Genomic DNA, 16925 nt, shown 5'->3' on the forward strand with positions numbered 1-16925 from the left:
TGGCCAGCTCAAGACAAGCACGACTGGCCTAGCGCCGGCAGGATGGCTGGTGCAGGCAAAGGGTGGTTCTCGCGCAACGCCTGCTCCGCCGCCGGCCGTTTGCGCGTCCGCGCAAATGCGGGGTCCTTGCCCAGAAACGCCAGCACACTGCGCATCACGCGATCACGCTCGTGATCGACACAGATCATGTGATAGCTGTCTTGCAGCATCACTACCGTCGCCCCGGGAATGCGCGCCCCTAGAAAGCGGGCGGAGCGGGGGCTGGTCAGTTCATCTTCTTCGGCGTGCATGATCAAGGTCGGACAACGTATGCGGTCCAGGCCGCGCTGAACCACGCCGCGCAGCCGGTCCACCTGCCGCACGCACGCCAGCGGCACCCATTGATAATGAAAGCCGTCACCGCGCGCAAACCCCGCCTTGATGAAAGCGCGCACCAGTTCGCTCTTCACACCATAGGGATCTTCTTCTTGCACGCGGATGCGGCGCGGCACGCCCGGTACGCAATACAGCAGATATCGCAACCCGCGATACCACGGCGTGCTCCAGCCATCCAGAAAGACGGGCGCGGCCAAAGACACCAGCGCCCCTCGCGTATGCGATTCACGCTTGCATAGCTCCACGGCCAGCAAGGCGCCCAGGCACATGCCGATTACATGCAAGACGTCATACTGCTCACATAATTCGCGGTAGCGCCGCGTGACGACTTCCATCCAGTCTTCGACCCCCACATTCAGCAGATCTTCTGGCTGGCCCGCATGGCCAGGCAAGGTCACGCCATGGGTCTCGACCCCGGCGCGCGCCAGCACCTTGTGCAGGCTGCCCATATCGAATTCCGTGCCCCCCAGTCCATGGATGAGCAGCGCGCCTGTGCGTTGCGGATTCGTGGCGCGCCCCCCGGCGTGGAGCGCACCGGCATGGGCGTCCCGCTGGAAACGAAGGTCAATCATGTCACTCCCCTGATACGTCGAGGGCTAACGGCAAGTCCGTTTACCCTGGCGCCATACTAGGCAAGGGACGCGAATGAAGATCCGCAAAACTGTCTGGGAAAAGTGAAGATGCGTAAAGACGCGGCGGGCCGGCCTGCGCCAGCCTATTCGCGATCGGCTATATAGCGAGTCGGCGTGACCCCGAAGGCGCCGCGAAAGCTGCCAATAAAAGCGCTGGTGCTCTCGTACCCTACGGATAGCGCGGCCTCAGTGACCGAGCCGCCGCGGCAAAGCATTTCCAGGGCGCGAAGCAGTCGCGCCTGCTGGCGCCACTGCCCCAGCGTCACACCCGTTTCCTGGCGGAACCGGCGCATCAGCGTCCGCGACGACATATTCAAGCGCTGCGCCCATTCCTCAATGCCTGCGGTGTCGTCGGGAGTGCCCAGCAAGGCATTGGCCAGATCCTGCAGACGTGGATCGGCGGGCATGGGCAACAGCAGCGGCACATGTTCGCGTTGCTTGATCTCTTCCAGCAGCACGTCGAATAACTGCTCTAGATAGGCCGCCGACAGCTCGCCCGGCGGACTGTTCGTGAAGCGATCCATCAGGGCTTCGATAAGTTTGGATGACGGCCACGACCGGTATTGCGCCGGCAGGCGTTCGCACGCATCGCGCCGCACATACAGGAAGGAACCGCGGGCATCGCCAAACCAGCGCGCGCCATGCGGCATGCCGGGCGGAATCCAACCCAGGCTGCCCGGCATCACCGTCCAGACTTCTGACCCCGCCTGCACCACCACCAGCCCTTCGTGCACAAGCACCAGCATGCCCTCGTCATGGACATGGGAGGGCACGGCAATACCTTTGGATTCGCGGCGCCCCTGCACGCTGAATGGAGTCAGCAGCACGCCGGGAGATGCGGGCGCAATGGCCACGTGAAGCATGATTGGCAGGTTTGAGCTACAGGTTGACGGGTTCCCGTTAGCGGGCACAGTTGAAAATGTACATCATTCTCATCATCCGGGCATCAGCCCCCCGAATGGAGAAATTGCATGGACCACACGCTGCTGCGCGACGCCGGCATTAAAGCCACCTTCCCCCGGATGAAGATTCTGGACATCTTCTACCAGCACGCCAACCAGCACATGAGTGCGGCGGACATCTATCGCAGCCTTATCTCGGACCGGAGCAGCATCGGTCTGGCCACTGTTTATCGCGTCATTACGCAACTTGAAGACGCCGGACTACTCAAACGTACTCAGCTCGACGCGCACACCACCGTGTTCGAGCTCAATGACAAAGGGCACCACGATCATCTGGTCTGCACGCAATGCGGGCAGATCCTGGAATCCAGTGATCCCGCCATGGCGCAATTGGTCAGAAAGATCGCCAAGCGCAGCGGCTTCGCGCTGGACTCCTACAGCTTGGTGCTCTACGGCGGTTGCGGCTGCAAACCAAGCCCGGCCACTATCCCTCACGGAGAATTTGAATGAACCGCGATCAATTTTTCTTCCACGATCTATCCCAGTTCCCCATCGTCACCGCCAAGCATGGCGGCGCGCCCAACGGCTATTCGGCCAGCTGGATTCGTGAAATGGAGATGCTGGTGAACAACCCGCAGACCTTCGTCATGGTGGTGCCCGACATGCGCCAGGAAGCTGGCCACGAAGACCGCAAAGCCATGATCGAATGGCAGACCACCAACATGCCACGCCTGAAAGCACGGTGCCGTGCATTTATCGCCGTGGAACGCGACACCGACGCGCTGGACAAGATTCGCAAGCGTGGTGACAAAATGGCGCGCGCGTTCGGCATGCCGTTCCTGGCGGTTGCAACGCCGAACGAGGCCATCCAATGCGCTCGCGAGCTTTTGGGCCATAGCGGCCCCGGCGGATTCGTCGTGGACTGAGCGTTCTGCCCCGACCCATTCTGGCGCGCCTTAGGGCGCGCTTTTCATTTGTGGCAGCCCGCCCTGCCCAGCCAGCACGCCAAGGCAGCGCCATGATTGCCGAAATTAGAATGCAATATTGATAAATTTGCGATTGTGGCAAAAGGTGGAGCTGGAATAAATTCCACCTTTGGCACATCCGGCCCGTCCCGCAAGACTGGGACAGGTGTTCTGGCGCGCCGGGTTCCCCGGATGGCGCCACCGGCCTATCCCTGGCGCAACCCGCCATCGCTTCCGCGGTCCATACCTGTTGGCCTTGCGCGTTCACAAGACGGCGCCTCGGGCGGCTAGCCCGTACGCCACCTACCTAGCGCGATTTTTTGCGGTTGCCAGCCGCCTGGATTCGACATTGAGATTTACGGCATCCACATCAATGAAGCGATTCCAATTCGATAGCACCGCGCTTCGTTACTTTCTAACGGTCGTCGACACCGGCTCCGTCAATGGCGCGGCGGCGCGCCTGAATGTTGTCAGCTCCGCCGTCAGCCGGCAGATCGCCGGACTGGAACAGCGCCTGCAAAACCAATTGTTCGAACGGCACCCCAAGGGCATGCGAGTCACGGAGGTTGGCCGCATCCTGGCGGATCACGCGCGACGGGTCGAAGCCGATGCCGCGCGCACGTATGCCGAGATCGACGGCCAGAACGGACGCTACACACAGACCGTAAAAGTCGCGGGCGCCCACGGCTTTGCCGCGCAGGCTTTGCCACGCCAATTTGCCGCGTTTCAGGCCGAACACCCATCCGTGCGTTTCAGTCTGACCATCCTGGACGCGGGCTTGGTCACCGAACGGGTGCGTTCAGCCCAGGCAGATATCGGCCTGACGTTCAGCCACTCGGCGGAAAAGGACATTGCCGTCACCTACGCGCGGCCGGCCGAAATTGTCGCGGTAATGCGGCCAGGGCACCCGTTGTCCGCCTATGGCGCTTTGCATCTCACTCAGTTGCCCGCCTACCCCTTGGCCCTACCCGAAGGTGGCAGCGCGCTGCGTCAGGTGCTGGACATGGCATGCAGCTTGTACAACACCTCACTCTCGCCCGCCTTTACGTCAAACTATCCCGACGCGCTCTACCAATACGTGCTGACTGGCAATGGCATCACGCTATGCGCGCGGCTCACCGCCGCCGACCACCTGAAAGCGGGCAGACTGATCTGCCGCCCCATCGACGACGCCCTGCTCAACGCCGGGCAGATCCAGTTTCAGACCCACGTCTCGCGGCCGCTACCCGATGCCGCCCATCGTTTCCTGCGCTTCATCCGAAGCGAGACGCCTCCCCTGTTCTGAGCGCCATCGCCAAAGCGTTGCCAAAACCAGAATGGCCCCCTGAAAAATGATCAATTGTTAAAAATGTAATTCAAATTTACATTCAGCCCGGGTTTACCACTAGATCATGACAGCCGGCCCAAATCCGGCTGCGCTATGCAGGAGCTCGCGCATGCTTAAAAACCTGAAAATCCGAACCGGACTGCTCGCCGTCCTGACACTTTTTGTACTGGCCCTGGCCGGCGCTACTGGCATGGGATGGTTATTTGCCAAAGCCGCGGACGACGCCGTCGATGACCTGAACCGGGTCTCCACCGAACAAACCCGCCCGCTATATGAAACACAGGTACTGCTGCTTCGCACTCGCATCACGTTGGTAGCCGCCTATCTGGATGTGCAGGCCGGACGCGCGACCCAGGCGCAAACCAGCGTCGATCAGGCCGCCAAATTCCTGACCGACGCCCGCCAGCGCTATGCGATCTACCAGCAGGTTCCCAAAGTCACCGAGGCCGCAAAAAAGCTGACCGCCGATATGGATGGCGTCTTCGCGGCCTATGTGCGCAGCATCGACGCGTTGGGTGAAGCCCTGAAACAACAATCTGCCGAGGGCTACGTCACAGCGGTGGCCAACGCCCGCGCCGCCGACGCCCGCTTCGAAGAGCGCGTCGTGGCCTTCCTGAATCACACCGAGCGGCGCGCCGCAGACATCAACACCGCGTCGGACTTGCGCTATGTCCAGGCGGAAATCTCAGCCATCGTCATGCTTGTCCTCGCCCTGATTCTGGCGATCGGGTGCTGGCGTTTCATCAGCCGCCAAGTGTTGACGCCATTGAAAGATGCCGCCGTACACTTCGACCGCATCGCCTCTGGGGATCTGACGCAACGCGTGGCGGTGGGCGCCGACAACGAGATCGGCGTGCTGTTCGCCGCACTCAAGCGCATGCAGGACAGCCTGACCCGCACCGTGGCTGAAGTACGCCGCAGCGTGAATGAAATCAACACCGGCGCCGCCGAAATCTCTTCAGGCAACACCAACTTGTCGTCACGCACGGAAGAACAGGCAGCGTCCTTGGAAGAAACTGCCGCCAGCATGGAAGAGCTGGCCACCGCCGTTAAACAGAATACTGAGCACGCCCATCAAGCCAACGCTCTGGCCGCGGAAAGCCGTGGCGTGGCGATGCGTGGCGGCCAGGCCGTGGAACAGGTCGTGGAAACCATGTCGCGCATTTCCGGCAGTTCGCGCCGCATCGCCGAAATTGTCTCGGTAATCGACGGCATCGCCTTCCAGACCAACATCCTGGCCTTGAACGCAGCCGTGGAAGCCGCCAGAGCCGGTGAACAGGGCAAGGGTTTCGCGGTAGTGGCGGGTGAAGTCCGCTCCCTGGCGCAACGCAGCGCGCAAGCCGCGCGTGAGGTCAAGGACCTGATCGAGCAATCCACCACCAACGTGGACAGCGGCGCCGAGCAGGTCCGCCAAGCCGGCGAAACCATGCAGGAAATCGTGAGTTCGGTGCAGCGCGTGACGCAGATCATGGCTGAAATCACCGAAGCGTCCACCGAACAGTCCATCGGCATCGACCAGATCAACCGCGCCGTCACGCAGATGGACGACGTGACCCAGCAGAACGCCGCGCTGGTGGAACAGGCAGCGGCGGCTGCCTCGTCGTTGGAAGATCAGGCCAAGCGGCTCGCGGCCACTGCGGCCTTCTTCAAGGTGCCGGCCGAAACCATCATCGATGTCACAGCACAGCCCGCGCCGGTCATTTTGCGCCCTGCCTACGCCAGCTGAGCACGGCGCTGCGGACGCGCTGCGCCGTGGATTCGGCCCGGTTTTGCGTCATCCTTTTGTACGAGCACTTTCGTCCTAGGGCTTTTCGATGACTTAAGAGTTGGCCCGCCAGGCCGTTGTCTAAGGGCAAGGCGCCAAGTTCCGCACGGCGCCGTCCGCCCTCCCGACGATGAGCCTCCGCATGAACCGCGCACTCGCCTGTATGTTTTGCCAATCCACGCTGGCCCAAGGCGCGCCGTTGCTGGAAAAGAACGGCGCCGCCATCTGCAAGCCCTGCGTGGACCAGTTCTCGGATCGCTTCGCCGAACGCGCCTGGGCCATGGCGACAACACTTCAAGAGCAGCTCGACGTGCTCCTTGACGAAAGCAGGCGAGCCCTGGAGCAAAGCGAAACTCTGGCCGAACGCGCTCGATCCTGCGGCTTTAGCCTGCACGATCTGTCGGCCTCGCTGCCGGATCGCCCCCTATCCTGACTCGGATTCAGCCATTCCGATGGCGCGGTTGTTTGCCTATTGATAATCAAACGTAAAAACCATGGCGCCATTCACAACACCGGGGCTTGGCGTAGCAGTAAGGCCATAGTAGCGAATGGCATATTGATAGGTCGACTGCAAATTGGCTGCAATCGAACCCAATGCTGTACGCGTTTGCAGTGGGACAGGAGCATGGGTGACTGCGTTGACGAGCTGAACGCCAACGCCGCTGGCCACACCCGGGGCTCCTTCATTCAGAATGCCAAACACTCCCGCCGCAGCTGCGTTGATTGGCGTTCCTACGGCGCCGTCGAACGTAATCCCTACTACCGCAGCGCCATCGCAAGTCAGGCCGATCGAAAAGGGCGTTGGTAAAGCCGTGCTTCCGACCCCGGATATGCTTTTTGCGGCGACAGCAGCCAAGGACACAGTCGGCGGATAAGTTACGTTGCACGCGATCTGCCGCGTCACGATGTTGCCGCTGAATCCCATGTAGTTAATTCCCCCGCCACCCAAAGTCGAGGCAGCGCCACCATTGTAGACACCGAAGCCAAACCAGGTCTGGGATTGGTCCAGATTCCCGCCAAGTATTGCACCCGTCTTCACAAACTCGATCGATATCGTGATGGAGTAAGTGAGGTCCGCGTTCAGAGTTCCCAAGCGGGCCGCCCTTGTGTCGCAATTCACTCCCGAAGCGTTCGTCATCGGTTGTCCGGCAGCGTTGCGCAAACGAATACCGACACCCCCAACACCGGTGGAATAGATGCCCGGCATCACTTCCGTACCGCTGCCGTAGTAGCACGAGACAACCGGTGCTCCGGAGTAGTTGGCTCCCGAAGCGGTACATTGCCCCGAAAGTGTGTAGTGCCGCATCGAGCCCGGGATGGTCTCACCGACGGCCAGATTGGAAGCCACCGCCATATTGTTCATCGTCTGCAGGTACGGCATCGCGGGCGAGGCCGAGCAACTTGCGTGGGCCAGGTGCGGCAGAAACAGCAAAGCCAGCACACATAGCAAATTCTTGAACGTTCCAAAGATCTCATACCGTCTCATGATTTACCGCCAATACCAATAGTTGAAGAGAACGCAACGCTGGCAATCTGGCCGGCTTGCAAGTCAATGTTCGTGTGCGTCTTGTGGCAATAGCCGTTCGGAGCTTCATATCGACGCGCCCTATTACCCAATACCTTTCTTCGCGGTTTCACTGGCACGTTGCCTCGATCAAAGGCAGATCCACTGCGTTACCGGATTTCAACTCCGGCAGTTGATATTCGATCTTGCATTGCTGCGCCTTTTCACTGCTCAACGACACTGTGAGTGCGCCGCTGCCGCTGTTGAGGCCACGCGCAAGGATGCGCCCGCCTTGCCCGACCGTGCCTACCGGCTGGCCTTCACCATTGAACACTTCGGCCCCAAACGGCAGCGGCTTGCCATCAACCGTCTTCGCCTGGATGATGGCCACACGGCCAGCGTTCTCGGTATCGAACTTCATCTTCACCACCGCACCCGAGGTCGGCGCAACCTGCTGCAACGTCGACTTCAGCTCCACGCTGAGCGGCAGCCCCTTGGGATCGATTTCGATCTGGTTGCGCGCAAACGGCGTCAGGTTCGATACCACCGCGTGGCCCCAAGGGTCGACCCGCAGGCCGCTACTGTTCGTCAGGCGCGCGCCCGCGGCGTCCTTGGCTTCCACAATCGCCACGGTGTCGCTCATGGACGGGGCGAAAGCGACACCACCGTTGTACGCAACCACACCTCCGGAGATTCCGGCGCTGGCCTGCGTATATTTGTTGGCCTTGCTGGCGCTTGCGCTCAACGTTGCCACGGGTGACACATACGCGGCATTGGCGCCCAGACTCGTGTTGCTGCCAGCGTTTCCGCCGACGGAGCGCCCGGCGTTCATGCCATAGCTGACAGCATTGTCGGTACCCAGCGATCCCGTGACCGCCTCGTTGACCGTGGCGCCCCCCGAAGAACTGCTTTGCAAGCTGGTCATCGAGTACGGCGCCTGCGGGCTTTTGCCCAGCGGAATGCCGATGTTCAACATGACCCGGTTTTCCCAGCTGGAGGTGCCGACATTGAACTGGCGAGCCGCCGAAACGCCGTAGTTCACTCGCTTGTACGAATTGTTGTAGCCAACCTGGTATTGCGTGTCGCGGCCACCGCGGTTCCAGTAGTCTTGCGTGGAACCCGATAGATAGACGCTGCCGTAACCGGCCGGCAAGCCCTGGTTGACTGTCATTTGCAAACGGCCACGCTGAATGCTTCTGACTGACGACGCGCCATTGCGCTGCTCCGCATCGCGCAGCGCCACGGCATCCGACTGGCTCAGAAAGCCGCTGGTGGAGTAACGGTAAGCCGCCAGCGTAAGGTTGGTATTGGTGGGCGCCACCAGCTTGCTATAGCTCAATCGAACGCTCTGCCCGCTGCGGTCTGGCTCTGTACTCAACTTCGTTGTGGCGTGCGTGACGTCCAAACCGAATGCGCCGAAGTCCGTGTTCAATGCCGCGCCGGCCACGGCAGCCGCATAGCCCTGCGCCGCCGTCACCCCGCCGTAACCCGTTACCAGATTGGTGAAGCCATGCTGCACGGTGGCCTGAAGCATCTCAGGCGTACTGCGAACCGTGGCATTGCGATACTTGCCAGCAGTGACGGTGTAACGCGTCACGCCAGGGCGCAGCGCATTGACTGCCGCGGCATAAGGCATCTTCGACACGTGAACGCTGCCATCGGCCTCGGTGACCACCACTTCAAGGTCGCCGCCGTACCCGGTCGGATAGAGGTCGTTAATTTCGAAGGCGCCAGCCGCCACCGTCGTCTCATAGATGACGTTGCCGTTCTGGCGGACTTGCACGCGCGCGTTGCTGTTGGCGATACCGCGGATGGTCGGCGCGTATCCGCGCTGCGACTCGGGAAACATGCGGTCGTCGCTGGCCAGTTGCACACCGCGAAATCCCACGCTATCAAACATCGTGCCGTCGGTAAACGCGTCACCAATCACCAACTGACTCTTGATTGGGGCGATCGAGCGCTGCAGATTGGTCTGCATGCTCTGGTAGCGGCTACCGGTCTGGTCGTTGTGGGTCAGGCTGCCGCTATGGCGAAAACGCCACGAACCGATGTTGACACCTGCATTCAGCCCGACATAAGCCTGCGTCGAGGAAAAACCCTGGCCTTCGTTGCGATAGGCATTGGCGTTGTACTGCAGGCGCGCGGCAGTAATGCCGTCGTCCCAGTATTTTGGATCGACATAGTCGCGAGCCTGCCGGCTCATGACGATCTGCGGCAAGCTCACATCCAGCCGCTGCTCGCCATTGTCGAAGCTTGCGGTGGCGTCGGGGATCAGTTCCGAAAGGACCATACAGGCGGCGCCTTGATCCTGCAGACGCTCGCTGGCTTGCGGCGTCAGCTTGGAAAGGTCCACGCCAATACGTTCCAACAAGCTACGGTCAAAGCACGGCTGCACATTTCGGGGGTCATTGCCCGCCGCACGTAACATCACGTCAGCACGGCCCAGCCATGCATCATTGACGTAGATTTCTGACCGGTAGTTGCCCGCCGATGCACCGTTGCCCTTGCTGAACCGGCTGATGTCGATGGGCGAGCCCCCCGACTTCTGCAGAAAGGTATCGTCGAATTCGACGTCGGCTACCGTGACGGCGGCCGGCGTAGCCGCCCACGTCGCTGCGCCTGAAAACAACAGCATGACGATGGCACTGGCAGGGCGTAAAGGAAACGGGAACGGCCGTATTGACTTAAGCATGATGGAGGTGACAGTAAATTCTGGACAGCCCCATCCCTGCCATGCAATCGCATTGGCAAATGTGCAACTCAGGATCAGGCTTGGGGATGTGATCGATATGACGCGAAGGTGCGTCACATCGACAGGCAGGGTCTATCGAACCGGAACCGCTTCGCCGACAGTGGCGCCGCCTTGGTCATTGATGGCTTGGTAGTGGATCTTGATATCCGAAGTCAGATTCAGCTCGCCCGCAAGCGGAAATGTTTTGGTCTCTCCCGGGCGAACCATGCCACCGTCGTCAAACTTGGCTGTCTTGCCAGCGCTGGTGACTTCCATTCGGGCAAACGAAACATGGTAGGGCGTGGGATTGCGGGCTTCGACACTCAGGGACTTGCCACTTTGAACAATGCGCCACGTAATCTGCGCCGGAGCCTCTTGCGGGCTGCCCTTTAGGGCGGCCGGGCGGAAGAAAAGTTTGATGCGCGAGCGAAACGCCAGTTGCAGCTTATTCGCGTCCGCCTCATTGGCGCTCTGTTTGGGCGGGATCTCCAGCACATTGAGCCAGAACACGGATTCCACGTCCTGCGGCAGCGCCTCGCCGGTATAGAGAATGCGCAGGGTCTGCCCCTTGGCCGGATCGATACGCGTAACGGGCGGAGTCACTGTGAAAGGGACATTGATGCTGGCCGGAGCAGCTGCCGGATCACCCTTGTCGATCCAAACCTGCGTCAATGCGGGAGCCTTCCCTTCATTGGTCAACTTGATCGTGATCTCGCGCTCCTGCGCGTTGTAGATCACACGGGTGCCAGCGATCACGACCGAGGCGTGCGCGTTCAGCGCTCCCGCAAGGCCCATGACAAGCAAGCCTGCGGCTAGCACGGAGTGGAACTTTCGCCTGGTATTCATGATCGTCATTAAAAAAAGAAGTTGTTCTGGGGAGATAAGAGTGGAGCCGCAAGAGCTCCACCCAACTGCTTATTACTGGTAGGCGATCGTGTACATCACGCTCGAATTGGCGGCGCCGGCAGTAGCGGCACCGGTCGCCACGTATTGGGCGTAGTAGGGCAAGGTCGCCGAGCCAGCGGAAATGGCGACTGACTTGGAGTTCTGCGCGGCATCAGCGAAACCGGCCTTGATATCGGTTTGGTCTGCGCCGTTTTGCAGGCCGATCTGCACATTCATGGCGCCGCCTTGCGCCACAATCAGGTGGCCCGTCGTCAAGTCAGTGGTCGGGCCAGACTCAAAAAAGGTGTGCACGTTGCCGCTGGTCGGCGAGCAGTTGGTCAGCTCGATGCTGAACGGCGTGCGGCCTGCGGTTTGGCCGGCGGCAGCCAGCGAGCTTGTCGAAACCGTGGGCAGCGTCACAGCGAAGTTCGAGGCGGCGCCACCACCGTTGATGGTGCAGGATTGGGCGGTAACGTTGCCATTGAACGTGATGGTGCCATCCGCAGCGGATGCCATTTGCGAAGCCATCGCGGTACCAGCGATGATCAGGGCGGTAAGAAGCTTGTGTTTCATGTCGGTTCTAACTAAGTAGGAGAATAAAAAATCGGAAGTTGTATGCGCCAAGGCGCCTGGGAGGTATCCGCAACAGTCTTCATCACTGCCGAGAGTGGGAAGCAGAGCTGAACGGCTGCTACGAATCCTTGAGCAGTAGATTAGGAGTTACGACGCGCGGGCGACATAGAACTACCTCTATTTTTGGGTGCAGCCGCGAGCAATACGCCGGACACGGCCAAGCCGTGGCTTGCCGCTTTTATCGACATCGTTCTATGTCGCCCTCTCCGCGCAGAATCTAATCTGGCGTAGAGGGCATGCGCTACGCGTCGACCCAAATGCCGCATTCTTTGGGAGTGACCTAGTGACCGCCACAAGCTCGACGCCGCGCATGCGATGCGCGCCTACCGAAGCCGTTGCCGGTGATGCGCAGCTGGAAAGAACGCTGCAAGACGCCATTACCCGAAACGAAATGTTCGTCGAATATCAACCGGTGTTCCGGCTTCAAACTGGGGACATGATCGGCGTCGAAACCCTTTTGCGATGGCGTCACCCGGAACGTGGCGTCCTATCACCCAGCGCATTCATTCCACTTGCCGAAACTAGCGGCCTCATCGTGCCGATTGGGGAGTTTGTGCTGGAAGATGCATGCCGGGTGCTGCGCGAATGGCGATCGGCCGCCATGCGTGGCCTATCAGTGTCGGTAAACGTCTCTGCGGCACAGCTCGCGTACGGAGATTTTGTGCGCGTGGTGCGTGAATGCGTCGACGAATATGGCGTCGATGTACGGCGCCTGCAGCTTGAGATTACCGAGACAGTGCCGTTCAAAGATAGACAGCTTGTCCTCAAGCGGCTTATCGAGCTGCGGCGGCTTGGCCTGCGCATCGTGCTCGACGATTTTGGGTGCGGCTACATGACGCTGCAGCACCTGACCACCCTGCCCGTCGACGGCATTAAAATTGACCAGTGCTTCACCACCGCACTGCCGGACGAGCCGCGCGCGGTGGCGGTCGTCTCATCGATGGTAGAGTTGGCCACGCGCCTCAAGCTGTCCATCGTGATCGAAGGTGTCGAAACACCCCGCCAAGCGTCGTGGCTGAGTGCTTACGACAACGTCTGCGTGCAAGGCTGCCTGTACGCGAGGCCGCAGCCTATCCTTCGCGAACCACTCAGAATCCGCCCATAGAACAATGAATCCGATGCCTGATTCTGACGCTCCAAGCGCTCGGTGACGGCGCTCTCTTTCCCCCTACTTCTCGCCGGGGGATTCTGCTAGTTCCAGCATCTGTTCAAACTCCTGGCCCAATGCGCGCGCCAGCGCTTCTATGTCGCTGTTCCACTGTTTGCTATCTGCGATCAGCGCACGGAGTTCCTCGCACCCTTCGTGCAGCATCGACGGCCCCAGCACGCACAGCGCGCCCGAGACACAGTGCGCCCACCGGTCAAGCTCTTCGATGTCACAAGATTTGATTGCACTGTCAAGCGTGTCGATGTCGCGATGAGCCTGTTCGACAAAGATGCTGGTGTAAGCCGCAGGCAGCAACGGGAAACGCGGCAGACCGGTATCCTCGACCGCGTCTGCCATTGGTGAGTTCGCAACCGGCCCCGTCGCACCGGCATTATCCGGATCATCTCGCAGGGCTTGATCCGGGTTTGCCGCATCATCAAGAACGCGGGCGAGCGCTGCCAGCGCCACCGGCTTGCTCAAATAGTCTGTGAAGCCATGTTCCCGGCCCTGCGTGACGTCCTCGGGGCGCACATTCGCGCTTACCGCGTAGATCCGTAGCGAGGGGTCGCGCTGCCGAGCCGCCGCCAGCAGCTCGTAGCCGCTCATCCCGGGCATGTTGATATCCGTAAGCACGATATCAACGTGCATAGCGTCAAGTTTCGCAAGCGCCTGATTACCATCCGCAGCTTCAACCACCTTCGCGCCCAAGGTACTCAATTGGTCGCGCAATAAGCCGCGGTTGAGAAGATTGTCTTCTGCGATCAGCACGGTCAGGCTGCCGTAATTGCGCCCGCCAGACGGCCGGTCTTTGGGTGAAGGCGCGGCCGCCCCGCCTGCAGTGGTGGTTCCGGGCAAAGCGCGCAGCAGCTGCGTGGCAGCGCGTATACCGGCAAGGCTGTAAATACTGACTTCGACGCTGCCGGTTTCGCGCAGCACGGGCACAAGCGGTCCGTCCTGGCGCAACCACACGACGTTGTGCCATGGCCCCCACAGCGTCAGCACCTCTTGCGCCGTATATTCGTCCGTGACAAGCAGGAAGTCCGCACCCGCCTGCGGCTGCGCCTTCGAATCCGCGGCGAGCAACGCCGGAGGATTTTTCTGGGCATCGAACAAATTTGCGAGCCACTCCTGGTTCTCAATGGCTCGGCATAGAATCGCCACACGTGAGTCGGGCAACGTCCATCCATCACTCGCCAGACCGGCATCGCTGCCTTGCAGCGGCAGCGTGACCGTGATCCGCGTACCGACGCCCGGCGTGGATTCGAGATCTATCCGGCCATGCATCAGAGTACATAGCCGCGCACATATCGACAGCCCCAGCCCGGTGCCGCTGGAGCGCGTCAGACGTTGGTCATCCCCTTGCGTGAAAGGACGAAACAGCCGCCGTTGCAGATCTTCATCGATCCCGACTCCGGAATCGGCAACACTGATCTTGAGCTCGCTATTGACCCATAGCGCGCGCACAACGATCTTGCCGGATGCCGTGAATTTGAACGCATTGGAGAGCAGATTTTCAACGATCTGCGCCAGACGCACGGCGTCGAACTTCAACTGTGCGGGAATCCCGCGGTCCATGACAAAGTAGAAACTCAAGCGCTGCCGCACGGCCAGCGGCGCGTGGGCAAGCACAATGCGGTTGAGCAAGTCCGTCACCGATGACCATTCCTCGCTCAGCCGCATTTGGCTGACGTCCATTTTGGAAAAATCGAGCACGTCATTGACGATCTGCAGCAGACTGGTGGCGGACGCCCGCATCGCTTGCACGCGAGCCTCCTGCTCGGGCACAAGCGGACCCAGCGCAACCAACTCCAGATTGCCCACCAGCGACGAGAGTGGCGTGCGAATCTCGTGGCTCATCGATGCGAAGAAGCGCACCTTTTCGCGCGCGGCCTCGTCGCTGGTGCGCTTTGCCTCACGCAACAGTTGCGCGGCTTCGTAGTGCTCAGATATGTCATTGATCGCGCAAAAGAGCACGCTCTCACCATATATCTGCGCCGGAGCATACGTAATCTCAAGGTGCATGTTGTCGCCGCCGACACATGCAAGGGTGAACACGAACTGGTGGATGGGCGGCTCGTCGGCGCCCGTAACCGTATCCGCAGGCGACAAGCGCGGCGCGAGCGCCTCGCAAAGCGTATCGGGCAACTTCGTCGCCAGGTCGCCCAGGCCGAACATGCGGCGGGCGATCTGGTTGGCGACGACCATTTCGAAGTCGCGCTGGCGCACCACGCACAGGCCGACCGGCGTGGCATGAACAAGAAGATGATTGATCAATTCACCTTCGAGCGCACGCTGCGCTTGTGCGTAGGTGCGTGTCAGGAAACGGTAATTCCAGTAACGCGCCATCGCGAACAGCAGCGAAATCAGCGCAAATGTCGTGAAGAGGATGATCAGCAGCGGGACACGGATCAGGGCAAGGAATTGATGCCACGGAATGGCAATCATGTAGCGGCCGAAGTCAAAAGCGAGTGGATTTTGCGTCGACACCCAGCCAAAGCCCGAGACCTGATGAAACACCTCCTCTTCCCTGCTTGTGAGGTTTCTCTCGATATTCTGCACGGCTTCGGCCGACAACGGACCCGCTAGCCGCTGCCCATCCGGACCGAGCAGCGTCGGCACCGGCGCGTCGGTTGCCATCGCGGCCGGAGGCAAAAGTTCGCCAGCGTCGACCGCAGTAATGATCAGGGTGTCAGGCTCCTCATTGAATTGGACAAGCTGTGCACCGAGTACCAGCGTCGGCGCGAATCCAAGTGCCACGGGCGCTCTGAACCAATGGACGGCACGCAGATCATTGTCGATGGGCGGGGGGAGATTCGCCTTGTCCGCGGCAATCTTCTTGAGCGCGGCATTGGTCAGCTCTCGCAGAGCCGAGGCCGGCTCCACAGGCGCGTTGCCCGGTTGCGCAACTGGGGCGATCTGGTAGCTGTAGGCCGCCTTGCCGTCCAGGCGCACGAACATCATCGGCACCCGGGCCGAAAATGGCGTGAAAAGTTGCACAGCCCGGTCGCATAGCCTGCGCAGATCAGGAGACTCGGGAACTCCCTCAAATGTCGGGCTGCACGCTTCCGATAATGGCGTCGCGCCATGCACCAGCAGACCTCGTTCCTGAAGGCCGAACAACATCCGCGCGCCCATCAGCAGGCTAAAGCGGCGCAGCAACAGCTCATTGCTCTTACTTTCCGTGCGGTGCACCTGATGCATCTGCAGCAACAACGCGTTCGTGCCAACGCTGACTATCGTGAAGCCCGCCGCACACAGCGCCGCAAACACGAGCAGCACGATCACCATCGAAAACACCCGGCGCTCGCGCTTGAGACTTGCTTCGAGCGCATGCAGTGTCTTGAGCGGCGACGAAGGCGACGACCGAAGCAGGCGTTCCATCAGCAGAATCCGTGATCGGCCGCATAGCGAATCAGATCCGCGTTGGTTTCGACATGAAGCTTGCGCATAGCTATGCGCTTTTGCGTTGCAATGGTCGTCACCGCGCGCTTCAGACGCTTCGAAATATCGGTGACCGACAATCCCATCGCAAATAGACGTACCACTTCAAGCTCGCTCGGCGATAGCGGCGTCATAGCACTGAAGTCTTTAGTGGTGCTTCCTTCTTCTGCCAGACGTGCCTCGATCTTTGGAGAGAGCACAACATGGTTCGCGCCAAGCGCGCGCTGGCAGACCTGCGCAAGGGTGTTGCGCGGTTCTTCCTTGCTGACGATCGCAGCCACGCCAAGGCTGCAGAGCCGGTTCAAGATAGCGCCGTTTGTGAGCATCGTGAAAATGACGATGGGCGTATCGGGATAGAGGCGCTGCAGGCGGCCAATCAGACGCAAGCCATCGACTTCGTCATCTTTGCCTTTCATCGTGAAATCAGTGACGATCAGCCCAAAGGGCCCATTGCGGGCCAGCTCATCAAGCAGCTCAGCGCCTGAACGCACTGTGGCTCGCACGACAAAGCCGAGCTCACCAAGCGCATGCGCGACCGCCGATAAGATGATGGGATGGTCGTCCGCAACGACGACTTCCAGCTTATGAAGAACGTTCGTCATATTTGCCCCGATCGCC

14 protein-coding genes are annotated in these 16925 nt (G+C 60.5%); 6 read left to right on the forward strand and 8 right to left on the reverse strand.

Annotated features, from left to right (window positions below; translation table 11 throughout):
- Nucleotides 1-8: 8 nt before the first annotated feature.
- On the reverse strand, nt 9-947 hold the full coding sequence (locus tag RAS12_RS17845) for an alpha/beta hydrolase (RefSeq protein ID WP_306937656.1): 939 nt from the start codon (nt 945-947) through the stop codon (nt 9-11).
- 143 nt (nt 948-1090) lie between these two features.
- A complete protein-coding gene (locus tag RAS12_RS17850) occupies nt 1091-1870 on the reverse strand; it encodes a helix-turn-helix transcriptional regulator (protein ID WP_306937657.1) in 780 nt (259 codons plus the stop codon).
- A gap of 108 nt (nt 1871-1978) precedes the next feature.
- Here RAS12_RS17850 and RAS12_RS17855 point away from each other — a divergent pair, with 108 nt between their 5' ends.
- The 5 genes from RAS12_RS17855 to RAS12_RS17875 all read left to right on the forward strand — a co-directional run bounded on the left by RAS12_RS17855 (nt 1979) and on the right by RAS12_RS17875 (nt 6399).
- Nucleotides 1979-2419, forward strand: a complete 441-nt coding sequence (locus RAS12_RS17855) for a transcriptional repressor (RefSeq protein WP_306937658.1) — start codon at nt 1979-1981, stop codon at nt 2417-2419.
- Nucleotides 2416-2835, forward strand: a complete 420-nt coding sequence (locus RAS12_RS17860) for a hypothetical protein (RefSeq protein ID WP_306937659.1) — start codon at nt 2416-2418, stop codon at nt 2833-2835. The genes RAS12_RS17855 and RAS12_RS17860 overlap by 4 nt, the downstream gene beginning before the upstream one ends.
- A 412-nt stretch (nt 2836-3247) precedes the next feature.
- Complete coding sequence (locus RAS12_RS17865; RefSeq protein WP_306937661.1) at nt 3248-4159, forward strand: LysR family transcriptional regulator; 912 nt, start codon at nt 3248-3250, stop codon at nt 4157-4159.
- Between the two features lie 151 nt (nt 4160-4310).
- Entirely contained in the window at nt 4311-5927 is a 1617-nt protein-coding gene (locus RAS12_RS17870) for a methyl-accepting chemotaxis protein (protein WP_306937662.1), read from the forward strand.
- Between the two features lie 181 nt (nt 5928-6108).
- Entirely contained in the window at nt 6109-6399 is a 291-nt protein-coding gene (locus tag RAS12_RS17875) for an MSHA biogenesis protein MshH (protein ID WP_306937664.1), read from the forward strand.
- A 36-nt stretch (nt 6400-6435) separates the two neighbouring features.
- Here the strand turns inward: RAS12_RS17875 and RAS12_RS17880 are convergent, their stop codons facing one another.
- The 4 genes from RAS12_RS17880 to RAS12_RS17895 form a co-directional block, all read right to left on the reverse strand.
- Nucleotides 6436-7452 carry a fimbrial protein gene (locus RAS12_RS17880; RefSeq protein ID WP_306937666.1) on the reverse strand — a complete coding sequence of 339 codons (1017 nt, stop codon included), beginning with the start codon at nt 7450-7452 and terminating at the stop codon, nt 6436-6438.
- 148 nt (nt 7453-7600) lie between these two features.
- Nucleotides 7601-10105 (reverse strand): fimbria/pilus outer membrane usher protein, encoded by a 2505-nt coding sequence (locus RAS12_RS17885; RefSeq protein WP_306937668.1) that lies wholly within the window; start codon nt 10103-10105, stop codon nt 7601-7603.
- 189 nt (nt 10106-10294) lie between these two features.
- On the reverse strand, nt 10295-11047 hold the full coding sequence (locus tag RAS12_RS17890) for a fimbria/pilus periplasmic chaperone (protein ID WP_306937669.1): 753 nt from the start codon (nt 11045-11047) through the stop codon (nt 10295-10297).
- 72 nt (nt 11048-11119) lie between these two features.
- A complete protein-coding gene (locus RAS12_RS17895; RefSeq protein WP_306937671.1) occupies nt 11120-11659 on the reverse strand; it encodes a fimbrial protein in 540 nt (179 codons plus the stop codon).
- 343 nt (nt 11660-12002) lie between these two features.
- On the opposite strand from RAS12_RS17895, the gene RAS12_RS17900 reads away from it, so the two are divergent.
- Nucleotides 12003-12824: an EAL domain-containing protein gene (locus RAS12_RS17900; protein WP_306937673.1), complete on the forward strand. Its 822-nt coding sequence runs from the start codon at nt 12003-12005 to the stop codon at nt 12822-12824.
- Nucleotides 12825-12887: 63 nt separating this feature from the next.
- Here RAS12_RS17900 and RAS12_RS17905 read toward each other — a convergent pair whose 3' ends face one another.
- Both RAS12_RS17905 and RAS12_RS17910 read right to left on the reverse strand, forming a co-directional pair.
- Entirely contained in the window at nt 12888-16247 is a 3360-nt protein-coding gene (locus tag RAS12_RS17905) for an ATP-binding protein (RefSeq protein WP_306937674.1), read from the reverse strand.
- Nucleotides 16247-16909, reverse strand: coding sequence for a response regulator (locus RAS12_RS17910; RefSeq protein WP_306937676.1), 663 nt, complete (start codon nt 16907-16909; stop codon nt 16247-16249). Before RAS12_RS17910 ends, RAS12_RS17905 begins: the two co-directional genes overlap by 1 nt.
- Nucleotides 16910-16925 lie beyond the last annotated feature (16 nt).

This window comes from Achromobacter seleniivolatilans, from assembly GCF_030864005.1.
Taxonomy (GTDB): domain Bacteria; phylum Pseudomonadota; class Gammaproteobacteria; order Burkholderiales; family Burkholderiaceae_B; genus Achromobacter; species Achromobacter seleniivolatilans.

What these genes read in the sequence shown, in the direction of transcription:
- RAS12_RS17875 (WP_306937664.1), top strand. Translation starts at nt 6,109, where the DNA reads ATGAACCGCGCACTCGCCTGTATGTTTTGCCAATCCACGCTGGCCCAA.
- RAS12_RS17850 (WP_306937657.1), bottom strand. Translation starts at nt 1,870, where the DNA reads ATGCTTCACGTGGCCATTGCGCCCGCATCTCCCGGCGTGCTGCTGACT.
- RAS12_RS17885 (WP_306937668.1), bottom strand. Translation starts at nt 10,105, where the DNA reads ATGCTGTTGTTTTCAGGCGCAGCGACGTGGGCGGCTACGCCGGCCGCC.
- RAS12_RS17860 (WP_306937659.1), top strand. Translation starts at nt 2,416, where the DNA reads ATGAACCGCGATCAATTTTTCTTCCACGATCTATCCCAGTTCCCCATC.
- RAS12_RS17910 (WP_306937676.1), bottom strand. Translation starts at nt 16,909, where the DNA reads ATGACGAACGTTCTTCATAAGCTGGAAGTCGTCGTTGCGGACGACCAT.
- RAS12_RS17890 (WP_306937669.1), bottom strand. Translation starts at nt 11,047, where the DNA reads ATGAATACCAGGCGAAAGTTCCACTCCGTGCTAGCCGCAGGCTTGCTT.
- RAS12_RS17880 (WP_306937666.1), bottom strand. Translation starts at nt 7,452, where the DNA reads ATGAGACGGTATGAGATCTTTGGAACGTTCAAGAATTTGCTATGTGTG.
- RAS12_RS17870 (WP_306937662.1), top strand. Translation starts at nt 4,311, where the DNA reads ATGCTTAAAAACCTGAAAATCCGAACCGGACTGCTCGCCGTCCTGACA.
- RAS12_RS17865 (WP_306937661.1), top strand. Translation starts at nt 3,248, where the DNA reads ATGAAGCGATTCCAATTCGATAGCACCGCGCTTCGTTACTTTCTAACG.
- RAS12_RS17905 (WP_306937674.1), bottom strand. Translation starts at nt 16,247, where the DNA reads ATGGAACGCCTGCTTCGGTCGTCGCCTTCGTCGCCGCTCAAGACACTG.
- RAS12_RS17855 (WP_306937658.1), top strand. Translation starts at nt 1,979, where the DNA reads ATGGACCACACGCTGCTGCGCGACGCCGGCATTAAAGCCACCTTCCCC.
- RAS12_RS17845 (WP_306937656.1), bottom strand. Translation starts at nt 947, where the DNA reads ATGATTGACCTTCGTTTCCAGCGGGACGCCCATGCCGGTGCGCTCCAC.
- RAS12_RS17895 (WP_306937671.1), bottom strand. Translation starts at nt 11,659, where the DNA reads ATGAAACACAAGCTTCTTACCGCCCTGATCATCGCTGGTACCGCGATG.